Here is a 10,044-nt window from a genome sequence, read left to right on the forward strand (position 1 = left end):
ACCGGATGTCCTCCACCCCATGTCCCACTACCTGATCACCGGCGGTGCCGGCTTCATCGGCTCCCACGTCACCCGACGTCTGCTCGGCCGCGGCGACCAGGTGACGGTGCTGGACAACTTCAACGACTTCTACGACCCGGCGCGCAAGCGCGCAAACGTGGCACCCTTCCTGGACGGCGACGCCTACCGGCTGGTGGAAGGCGACATTCGCGACGAGGCGCTGGTGGACGAGCTGTTTCAGAGCGGAGAGTTCGACGGGGTGATCCACCTGGCGGCCCGGGCGGGGGTGCGACCGAGCCTGGCGGAGCCCATCCTCTACGAGGACGTCAACTGCATCGGCACCCTACGGCTGCTGGAGGCGGCCCGGCGCCACGGCCCGCAGGTGTTCATTTTCGGCTCGTCATCGTCGGTCTACGGCATCAACCAGAAGGTGCCGTTCTCGGAGAGCGATCCGGTGGATCAGCCGATCAGCCCCTACGCCACCACCAAGCGCACCGGCGAGCTGCTCTGCTACAACTACCACCACCTTTACGGCCTCAAGACGAGCTGCCTGCGGTTCTTCACCGTCTACGGCCCGGCCCAGCGGCCGGAGATGGCGATCCACAAGTTCACCGATCTGATCGCCCGAGGCCAACCCGTGCCGCTCTTCGGCGACGGCTCCAGCCGGCGCGACTACACCTTTATCGATGACATCGTGGACGGTGCGATCTCTTCCCTCGACCGCGCCCACGATTTCGAAATCTTCAACCTCGGCGGAGCGGAAACCACCTCGCTGGCAGATCTGGTGCGCTGGATCGGTGAGGAGCTCGGAGTGGAGCCGCAGGTCGAGAGCCACGCTGTCCAGCCCGGCGACGTGCCGATCACCTATGCGGATGTCGAAAAGGCCGAGCGTCTCCTCGGCTACTCGCCGAAGGTCCCCATTCGCGAAGGTTTGAAGCGCTTTGTCGCCTGGTACCGAAGGGGCCACGCGACCGCCGGTTCCGCCTAGGCGCTTCGCCGGCCAGCCGGCCGCCGCAATGGAAGCCAATGTCCGCCAGCCAACGAGAGTCCTAGCCTGCCTTTCTCACCGCCAACCTACTGCGAGTCCGTATGTCACTGAATCGGCTGCGTAATCCACTGAACCTGCTCCTCGACGTACTAAAAGTACGCCTTCGTCGCAGAACCCGCGGATGCCTTGCATCTTCAACGACCTACGGCCTCTCGCTACGGTCGCCGGTAAGAAAGGCAGGCTAACCATGAATGTTTGCGTTGTAGGGAGTGGGTATGTCGGTCTGGTCACCGGCGCTTGCCTGGCCGATTTCGGCATGACCGTGACCGGCGTCGACAAGGATGCCGACAAGATTGCCGCCCTTCACCGGGGTGAGATCCCGATCTACGAACCGGGCCTGCAGAGCCTGATCGCCAAGAACGAACAGGCCGGGCGGCTGTCCTTCACCACCGACCTGGGACCGGCCATCGAGCAGGCCCAGGCGGTGTTCATCGCCGTCGGCACACCTCCGCGGGAGGACGGCTCGGCGGACCTGACCTTCGTGCGGCAGGTCGCCCAGTCGGTCGCCGAACACCTGAACGGCTACAAAATCATTGTCACCAAGAGCACCGTGCCCATCGGCACCGGTCAGATGATCGAGGACATCGTGCGCCAGGGCACCGGCGGCGGGCAGGACTTCGCGGTGGTCAGCAATCCGGAATTCCTGCGCGAGGGTTCGGCCATCTCGGACTTCATGCGGCCGGACCGGGTGGTGGTCGGCTCGCGGGATCCGCGTGCCTTGGAGCTGATGCGCGAGATCTACGCGCCTCTGAGGGTGGCGGACGTGCCCTTCGTGGAGACCAACGTCGAGAGCGCCGAACTGATCAAGTACGCCTCGAACGGCTTCCTGGCGACCAAGATCTCGTTCATCAACGAGGTGGCGGCGATCTGCGAGGCCTTGGGCGCCGATGTCGAAGTGGTGTCCCGCGGCATGGGCCTCGACAACCGCATCGGTCCCAAGTTCTTGAACGCCGGCCCCGGCTTCGGCGGTTCATGCTTCCCCAAGGACACCCAGGCGGTGGTGCAGATTGCACAGCGGGCCGGCGAGCGCTTCCGCATTGTGGAAGCGGTGTTGGAAGTCAACGAGATCACTCAGCAACGGATGGTCGACAAGATCGACGCGGCGCTGGGAGGTGTCGCCGGCAAGACCCTGGCCATTCTCGGCCTGTCCTTCAAGCCGGATACGGACGATGTGCGTGAATCCCCGGCCCTGACCATCTGCGCCGGCCTCACCGAGCGCGGTGCCGCCCTGCGGGTGTACGACCCGGAGGCGATGGACGCCTCGCGCGAGACGCTGCCGGACGCCGAGTACTGCAGCGGTCCCTACGACGCCGCCCTCGGCACCGACGCGGTGGTGATCCTCACCGAGTGGAACCAGTTCCGCGCCCTGGAACTCGACAAGCTCGCGGAGCGGGTCCACCAGAAGGTGATCGTCGACCTGCGCAATATCTACGAACCGGGGCGGGTCGCCGCCGCCGGCTTCCGCTACGTTTCCGTCGGCCGCGGTGAGGCGAAGCCCTCTCCCGCTTCCGCCTCGCAGGAGGCATCGTGACCTCGGCGCCCCAGCAAACTTCACTCGTCACCGGCGGCGCCGGCTTCTTGGGCTCCCACCTCTGCGAGCGGCTGCTCGCCGAGGGGCACCGGGTGATCTGCGTCGACAATCTCCTCACCGGCCGGCGGGAAAACCTCGCCGCCGTCATGAACGACCCCCGCTTCCGCTTCATTGAGCACGACATCTCGATGCCGCTCTTTCTCGATGGACAAGAGTTCGACGATAGGGGCCTAGGCGACGAGGCGATCGACAACGTGCTGCACTTCGCCTCACCGGCCAGCCCGATCGACTACCTTGAACTGCCGATCCAAACCCTGAAAGTGGGTTCCCTCGGCACCCACAACAGCCTCGGCCTGGCCAAGGCCAAGGGAGCGCGATTTCTCCTCGCCTCCACCTCCGAGGTGTACGGCGACCCGCTGATCCATCCGCAGCCGGAGACCTACTGGGGCAACGTCAACCCGGTGGGCCCGCGCGGCGTCTACGACGAGGCCAAGCGCTTCGCCGAGGCGATGGCGATGGCGTACCACCGAGTGCACGGCCTGGAGGTACGCATCGTGCGCATCTTCAACACCTACGGCCCGCGCATGCGCCTGGCCGATGGCCGGGTGGTGCCGGCTTTCATGCAGCAGGCGATCGCCGGCGAGCCGCTGACCATCTTCGGCGACGGCAGCCAGACGCGCTCGTTTTGCTACGTCGACGACCTGGTGGAGGGCATCTTCCGGCTGCTTTTGAGCGACTGCGCCGAGCCGGTCAACATCGGCAACCCGCACGAGATGACCATCCGCGAGTTCGCCGAGCAGATTATCGCCCTGACCGGCAGTACCAGCACCTTGACCTTCGAACCGCTGCCGACGGACGATCCCAAGGTGCGTCAGCCGGACATCACCAGGGCCCGCGAGGTGCTCGGCTGGGAGCCGAAGGTCTCCCTCGCCGAGGGTCTCGGGCGCAGCCTGGAATACTTCCGCCACGAGGTCGATGCACAACGGGCCGCCCGCGTGGCTCATGGAGACTTGTAACCATGGCGAACATCGTCACCTGCGCCCGCTGCGGCGAGACCAAGACCGCCCTCGACAAACCTCCCCTGCCCGGCAAAGTCGGACAGCAAGTGCAGGAAAACATCTGCACCGACTGCTGGGACGAATGGGGCAACATGGAAGTGATGGTGATCAACGAGCTGCGCCTCAACTTCATGGATCCCAAGTCGCAGGAAATCCTTCAGCAACAGATGCGCGAGTTCTTCCACCTCCAGGGTGAGTAACCCACCGCCGGCGAGGCCCGCGCCCGCGACGAAACCGCAGCCCGAGCCGCTCATCAGCCGGCGAGGGGCGGCGCTGCGGTTCGCGCTGCTGGCGGTCATCGTCGTCGCCGGCTTCGCCCTCTTCCGCTGGACCCCGCTCGGCGAAGCGGTCACCGACGGCCGCCTCCTCGAAGCGGTGCGGGACAGCCCCTGGGCACCGGTCGTGTTCATCGCGATCTTCGCCGTCCTCTGCCCCGTGGGCATGCCCGTCAGCCCGGTGGTGGCAGTGGGCGGAGTGTTCTTCGGGGTGGGTCTCGGCACCCTCTACAACTTTCTCGGCTGCTTTAGCGGCGCCGCCACCTCCTACGGCCTGGCGCGGCTCCTCGGCCGCGACTTCGTCGCCACCCTCGGTCGCGGCGGACGCCTCCAGCGGGTGGAGCGCACCCTGCGCCGTCAGAGCTTCTGGAACCTGGTGGTGATCCGCTTCGTGCCGCTGCCGTTCCCGCTGGTCAACTACGGCGCCGCCCTCTCGGGCATCCGCGCGTTCAAGTTCCTCGCCGCCACCGCCGTCGGCCTGGCGCCCGCCATCGCCATCTACACCTACCTCGGCGCGGCGGTGGTCACCGCCGCCAGCGAGGGCGGCCGCGAGGGCCTGCTGCCCGCCTTCCTCGCTCTGGGCGGGTTGATCCTCCTCACCTTCATCCCCCGCCTGTTGACCGCCCGCCGGCGACGCAAACGCCTGGCGGACCTGCGGGCCGAGCGGGCGAAGCGGCGTCGCTAGAACCCTACTCCGAAGGACTCGCTACAGCGTCACCTAAACAAATCTGACATACACATATACGTTAAATTGAATTAAATGATAATATAGTTTTAACCTTGGAAATCGAACCATCCACCATCCATCCAATCCTCGGAAAGGAAGTGGTATGAAGATTCTCACCCTTACTGCACTGTCATGCCTCATCGCGCTTACCCTCACCGCTACCCCGCAAGGGACGATCGCCGATCAAATTCCCACCGAGCCGGACCAAGCAAATCAACTCCCAACCACCGAAGTACCCATACCGGCTCCCGTCACGCCGACCTTTCTGCAAACCGGCCCCATCCCGACCGAAGGAGGCGAAGGGAGTGGAGGAGGTGGAGGCAACGGTGGCAACAACTACGTATGCCAGGCGACGGTCCAGTGCCCTGGTCTCCCTAGCCTTGGCCTTGGTCCGTACACCTTGTCCTGCAACGGCTACTACTCCTGTTCTTCCAGCCCTGGCTCGCACGTCGTTTGCGACGGAATAGGTACTATTTGCTTAGGGTAGGCCTGCCTGCGGCCATGGGCTGCAAAGAGTCTCTCGGCGTTTGGGAGGAGCCACGGCGGGACCGTATTCGAGGTTCTTTCTCCCTTTTGTCGATTCTTCACTCAGCCATTCATCTAGGGGGCAACGACGCCGGAGGAAAGTCCCCCGGCCCATCAATGACCCTGGTATAGGAGACCGAGACCATGGCTCAGTTCATGCTGCTACTGCACGACAAACCGTCCGACTTGAGCACCGTTTCCGCCGAGGACATCCAAGGCATCGTCGGCGAATACATCGCCTGGCGGCAAGGCCTCGAGGAACAGGGCCGATTGGTCGGCGGCGAAAACTGGCGGACGAGGGGGGCAAACACCTGTCCCTGGTCGACGGCGCTCTGCGGGTGGTCGACGGCCCCTACAGCGAAGCCAAGGAAGTGATCGGCGGCTACTTCGCCATCGAAGCGGCGGACTACGACGAAGCCCTGGACCTGTGCCGGGACTGCCCGCACCTGAAATACGGCGAACGCATTGAGCTGCGCCGCGTCGACGACATCCACCCCTGACGCGCCGGAGCTGCGGAGATTGGCTTCGCAGGCACCATCCGGGACCGCGGACCGCGGGCTCTCCGATCCCTCCCGGATCAGTGACTCCGTCGACCATCTCTTCCGCCACCGGGCGGGAGAGATGGTCGCCGTCCTCGGCAGCATTTTCGGCTTCCGGCACCTCGACCTGGTCGAAGACATGGTGCAGGAAGCGCTGCTTCGAACGCTGCGCCTTTGGCCCTACCAAGGCCTGCCGAAAAACCCCAGCGCCTGGATTGTCCAGGTGGCCAAGAACCGTGCCCTCGAAGTGCTCCGCCAGCGAGGCCGCAGGTACGAGGAGGGTCCCCGCATCGAGGCCCTGCTGGACCGCCTGGCGGACTCGGAGAAGCGGACCGAAGCGGCCTTCAAACGGGAGCTGCGCGACGACCAACTACGGATGATCTTCGCCTGCTGCCACCCGAGCCTCAAGCGCAACGCCCAGGTCGCCCTCACCTTGAAAACCGTCGGCGGTTTCAGCGTGGCGGAGATCGGCCGCGCCTTCCTCAACCGGCCGGCCACCATCGCCCAGCGCTTGGTGCGCGCCAAAGCCCACCTGCGGCAGGAGAAGGTCGAACTGACCATGCCGCAGCCGGACGATCTGGGGGTTCGGCTGGAGGCAGTGCACGAAACCTTCTACCTGATGTTCAATGAAGGTTGGGATGCGGCGGAAGGCGAAGACCTGGTGCGGCAGGACCTGGTGGACGAAGCGATTCGCCTCACCGGCTTGCTGGCCGACCACCCGTTGAGCGGCACCCCGGCGACTCACGCCCTCGCCGCCCTGGTGCGCTTCCAGGCGGCCCGCCTCGCCACCCGGGTGAACGCCCAGGGAGACCTCATGCTGTTGCCGGATCAGGATCGTTCTCGCTGGGACCGCCGACGCGTCGCCGAAGCCCTCGGCCATCTGCTGCGCGCCGCCCGCGGAGATCGGCTCACGACCTACCACTACCAGGCGGAAATCGCCGCCTGCGACGCCACCGCGCCAAGCTATGAGGACACCGACTGGCAACACATCCTCCACTGCTACGACGGCCTGCTACGGCTCCGTCCGTCGCCGGTGGTCGCCCTCAACCGGCTGGTCGCTCTCGCTGAAAGCGCAGGACCCGGGACGGCCCTGGCGCAAGCCGCGGCGGTGGTGCAGGATCCCACCCTCGAAGGCTACTTCCCCGCCTGGGCCATCCACGGCGATCTTCTGGACCGATGCGGCCGCCCGCGAGACGCTGCCCGGGCCTTCGAGCGCGCCCTCGCCCTGACCGCCAGCCAGCCGATCCGCCGCAACCTTGAGAGGCGCCTAGCCGCCCTGCGCTAGGGACCGCTGAGGCGAACTTTCTGCCACCGCCTGTCCTACAGACCGCCGGCCTATACGACCAAGAGGTGAATGCGCGCTCGAAGCGCGGCCCGCCCCCGGGCCGCATCACCCACGACGGACCACAGGGAGTTCACACCATGCGTCACAGCACCTCATCACGCCTTCTCGTTGGCATCGTCCTCACCGCCCTGGCGAGCGTCATCGCCTTCCCGGTTCTCGCCCATCCGCCGACACCGCTGCGGGTCGTCGCCCAATTCCTCGATCTCTCCGAAGAACAGGCACAACAGTTAGCCGCTCTGCGCGCCGCCGCGGCGGACGAAATCGCACCCATCGTCCAGGAAATCGCCACCCGCAAGGCAGCCCTACAGCAGATCTTGAGTGGCGAGGATCCGGACCCGCTGGAAGTCGGCGCCCTGGTCGTCTCCATCCACAGTCTCGAACGCCAGGTGCGGATGATCCAGCAGGCCGTCACCGATGAATTCCGTACCCTGCTCGACGACGAGCAGCTCCAGCGCCTCAACGCCGTCGACCGAGCGGAGCCCCTCTGCCGAGTAGCCCCGGCCTTCGAAGCCCTACACCTCATCTAGCCAACCCACCGGGCGGCGCAGCTCATGGAATGATCTAGCGCCATGAACGAGGTTCGACCTTGACCACCGCGCCGTCGACCGGGGCGGCGACCGCAGCCGCCTCCGGCGGCGGAGCGGTCGCCGCCTACACCCTGGAAGACCTGGCACCCCGCCTCGAGGCGCTGCACGAAGCCAGCTTCCACTGGGCGCTGACCTGCGCGAAAGGGGTGCGAGAAGAAGCCGAGGACGTGTTGCAGACGGCGTATCAAAAAGTGGTGGACGGCCGATCGACCTTCGACGGACGGTCCGAGTTCAAGACCTGGCTCTTCGCGATCATCTGGCGAACCGCCGCGGACCGCCGGAGGCGGCGGGCCTGGCGCCGGGCGCTGCTCGGACGCTGGATCGACGACGCACGATCCGAGTCCCGGGAAGCCACCTCACCCCTGCACCGGCTCGAAGCCTCGGAGCGGGCGGAACGGGTGCGGCGAGCCCTGGCCACCTTGAGCGAACGACAGCATCAGGTCCTCGACCTCGTCTTTTACCACGAGCACAGCATCCGCCAAGCCGCCGAAGTCCTCGGCCTTCGGCTGGGCACGGCGCGGGTGCACTACCAACGCGGCAAGGCCGCATTGAGCGAACGCCTGCGGCGGGACGAACGACGGAGCAATTGGAGCCATGTCGACTGAAATGCAGAACGAGGAAAAGATCCGGGCGCTGTTCGAGGAGACCCACGAGTCCCAGGCACCGCCACCGGCTTTCCAGCCCATGTGGCGCCGTGCCCTCGGCGGCCGCGAAACGCAACGGCCGGGGCCACTGCGTTGGTCCCTGCCGGCGGCCCTGGCGGGAGCGCTCACCCTCGCCGTGATCCTGTCAGCGCCATGGAAACCACCCATGCCCAGCGCCGGCGCTCCGGTCATCGCCGATGCGGCCCTGGACTCCACCTCGTGGCACGGGCCGACGGACTTTCTGCTCCGCACGCCGGGCTACGACTTTCTCGAACGGGTGCCGGAACCATCGATGGCGCTCGGACTGGACACTTCCCCATTCAACATCGATTCTTCGGAGGAGAACTCACCATGAACACCACCGCACGGCACCCCCGACGGACCTTGAGGATCGCCGCCGTGACGCTCATCCTCTGCGCCTTCGGCATGAGCCTGGAAGCGCAGAACCGGCAGAACCGCCAGCGGCTCAAGATCAACCCCATCGAGCGCCATCTCTATGCGCCGGAGCTGGTCATGAACCACCAGGACGAGCTGGGCCTGTCGGAGCAACAGCGCCAGACTTTGATCGAAGAGGTCCAGGCCCTCCAGAGCGACATGGTGCCGCTCCAGTTCGAGCTCGGGCAAGCGGTCGAGGACCTCGACGGCCTGGTCAAGACCACCCCAGTGGACGAAGCGGCGGCGGTTTCGCTGATCGAGCGGGTCACCGGCCTCGAAGGCCAGATCAAGCGCCGTCACCTGGTGCTGTTGATCCGCATCAAAAACCTGCTCGATGCCGAACAGCGCAACACCCTACGTCAGCTCCGAGTCCAACAGCGCCGGCCGCGCGCTCTGCGGCAAGGAGGGTGAGGACGCTCGCGCTCTGATCAGCGCGGGGCCGGTTTCTTCTTCGCTAGGCGGCGCCGTTGATCGCGAGCTGCAAGAACTCGTTGCGCTCGGGATCGTAGACGGCTCCCCAGAAGTCATCACCTCCATCGCAGACCCCAACCGCCTCGATCTGCCACCGAGGAAATCCGTCCGGCGAACGGAAGGCGTTGATATATACAAAGTTCCTGCCCTCCCACACGATGCCCACATACTGCCGAAAATATTCCCTTGGCCTCCGGATCGAGCCGTGGAGAAAGCAACACTGGTCCGCCCGAACATAGGCCAACTTATACAGATTCCGCTCAAGCCGCTCAATGACGTGCGCCGGCACCGGCCAGGTACCCGCGACCTCCCTCGGAGTCGAACGGGAGCACTGAGTCAATACCGCCCCCGCCTGGTCATTAGACAGCACAATCCAGTCGCCCAGCGAACCACTCGTGGTCGTGCAGGACAAGATCCCCACGCAAGCCACCAAATTCAACCAAGAAATGTGTTTGGCTCAGATCCGGACTGCCTTGGCCGGCCCAAATCTCACCTCCCTCCCCGGACTCCGTCGCTGGGTGCCCAGGAGGCCAGCAGCGCGCCGTTGCGGTAGATGTGGTCGCGAGCGTGGGTCCAGGTGCCACCGGATCCGCCCAGGACGTCCCAGGTGCGCAAGACCTTGCCGTCGAGGTCTCGGACGGTGTAGGTCTCTTCGACCGGGGCGACGGAGAAGTCGAGCTGGTAGAGGCGCTCGTCGTCGGCGGTGTAGAGGAAGTAGCTCTCGACGGAGCCGTCGCCTCGGCGGAGGGCCTTCATCTTGGAGAGGGGATCCCAGGTGTAGGTGAAGCCGGTGGCTCCGGATCCCCAGCCGCGCTGGTTGCCGGCGGCGTCGTAGGCGGCGAGGGTGAGGCGATTGGTA

At 65.7% G+C, this 10,044-nt stretch carries 13 protein-coding genes; 11 read left to right on the plus strand and 2 right to left on the minus strand.

The window, feature by feature from the left end; all coding sequences use genetic code 11:
- The first annotated feature begins 19 nt into the window (after positions 1 to 19).
- The 11 genes from AAF481_16960 (at position 20) to AAF481_17010 (ending at position 9,125) form a co-directional block, all read left to right on the plus strand.
- The gene (locus tag AAF481_16960; GenBank protein ID MEM7482866.1) at positions 20 to 988 is read left to right on the plus strand and encodes a GDP-mannose 4,6-dehydratase; all 969 of its coding nucleotides are present in this window, start codon (positions 20 to 22) and stop codon (positions 986 to 988) included.
- A gap of 247 nt (positions 989 to 1,235) precedes the next feature.
- On the plus strand, positions 1,236 to 2,579 hold the full coding sequence (locus AAF481_16965) for a UDP-glucose/GDP-mannose dehydrogenase family protein (protein MEM7482867.1): 1,344 nt from the start codon (positions 1,236 to 1,238) through the stop codon (positions 2,577 to 2,579).
- The gene (locus AAF481_16970) at positions 2,576 to 3,595 is read left to right on the plus strand and encodes a UDP-glucuronic acid decarboxylase family protein (protein ID MEM7482868.1); all 1,020 of its coding nucleotides are present in this window, start codon (positions 2,576 to 2,578) and stop codon (positions 3,593 to 3,595) included. Before AAF481_16965 ends, AAF481_16970 begins: the two co-directional genes overlap by 4 nt.
- Before the next feature lie 2 nt (positions 3,596 to 3,597).
- A complete protein-coding gene (locus AAF481_16975; GenBank protein ID MEM7482869.1) occupies positions 3,598 to 3,837 on the plus strand; it encodes an oxidative damage protection protein in 240 nt (79 codons plus the stop codon).
- On the plus strand, positions 3,830 to 4,597 hold the full coding sequence (locus AAF481_16980) for a VTT domain-containing protein (protein ID MEM7482870.1): 768 nt from the start codon (positions 3,830 to 3,832) through the stop codon (positions 4,595 to 4,597). Before AAF481_16975 ends, AAF481_16980 begins: the two co-directional genes overlap by 8 nt.
- A gap of 569 nt (positions 4,598 to 5,166) precedes the next feature.
- The gene (locus AAF481_16985) at positions 5,167 to 5,664 is read left to right on the plus strand and encodes a YciI family protein (protein MEM7482871.1); all 498 of its coding nucleotides are present in this window, start codon (positions 5,167 to 5,169) and stop codon (positions 5,662 to 5,664) included.
- A 19-nt stretch (positions 5,665 to 5,683) separates the two neighbouring features.
- Positions 5,684 to 6,988: a sigma-70 family RNA polymerase sigma factor gene (locus AAF481_16990; protein ID MEM7482872.1), complete on the plus strand. Its 1,305-nt coding sequence runs from the start codon at positions 5,684 to 5,686 to the stop codon at positions 6,986 to 6,988.
- Positions 6,989 to 7,125: 137 nt separating this feature from the next.
- Complete coding sequence (locus AAF481_16995; GenBank protein ID MEM7482873.1) at positions 7,126 to 7,575, plus strand: Spy/CpxP family protein refolding chaperone; 450 nt, start codon at positions 7,126 to 7,128, stop codon at positions 7,573 to 7,575.
- 59 nt (positions 7,576 to 7,634) lie between these two features.
- On the plus strand, positions 7,635 to 8,240 hold the full coding sequence (locus AAF481_17000; GenBank protein MEM7482874.1) for an RNA polymerase sigma factor: 606 nt from the start codon (positions 7,635 to 7,637) through the stop codon (positions 8,238 to 8,240).
- Entirely contained in the window at positions 8,230 to 8,634 is a 405-nt protein-coding gene (locus tag AAF481_17005) for a hypothetical protein (GenBank protein ID MEM7482875.1), read from the plus strand. The genes AAF481_17000 and AAF481_17005 overlap by 11 nt, the downstream gene beginning before the upstream one ends.
- On the plus strand, positions 8,631 to 9,125 hold the full coding sequence (locus tag AAF481_17010; GenBank protein MEM7482876.1) for a periplasmic heavy metal sensor: 495 nt from the start codon (positions 8,631 to 8,633) through the stop codon (positions 9,123 to 9,125). Before AAF481_17005 ends, AAF481_17010 begins: the two co-directional genes overlap by 4 nt.
- Positions 9,126 to 9,168: 43 nt before the next feature.
- Here the strand turns inward: AAF481_17010 and AAF481_17015 are convergent, their stop codons facing one another.
- Together AAF481_17015 and AAF481_17020 are read right to left on the minus strand one after the other, a co-directional pair.
- Complete coding sequence (locus tag AAF481_17015; protein ID MEM7482877.1) at positions 9,169 to 9,342, minus strand: hypothetical protein; 174 nt, start codon at positions 9,340 to 9,342, stop codon at positions 9,169 to 9,171.
- A gap of 332 nt (positions 9,343 to 9,674) precedes the next feature.
- Positions 9,675 to 10,044: hypothetical protein (locus AAF481_17020; protein ID MEM7482878.1), on the minus strand; the 370-nt coding region annotated here is incomplete at its 5' end.

The organism is Acidobacteriota bacterium, from assembly GCA_039030395.1.
GTDB lineage: Bacteria > Acidobacteriota > Thermoanaerobaculia > Multivoradales > JBCCEF01 > JBCCEF01.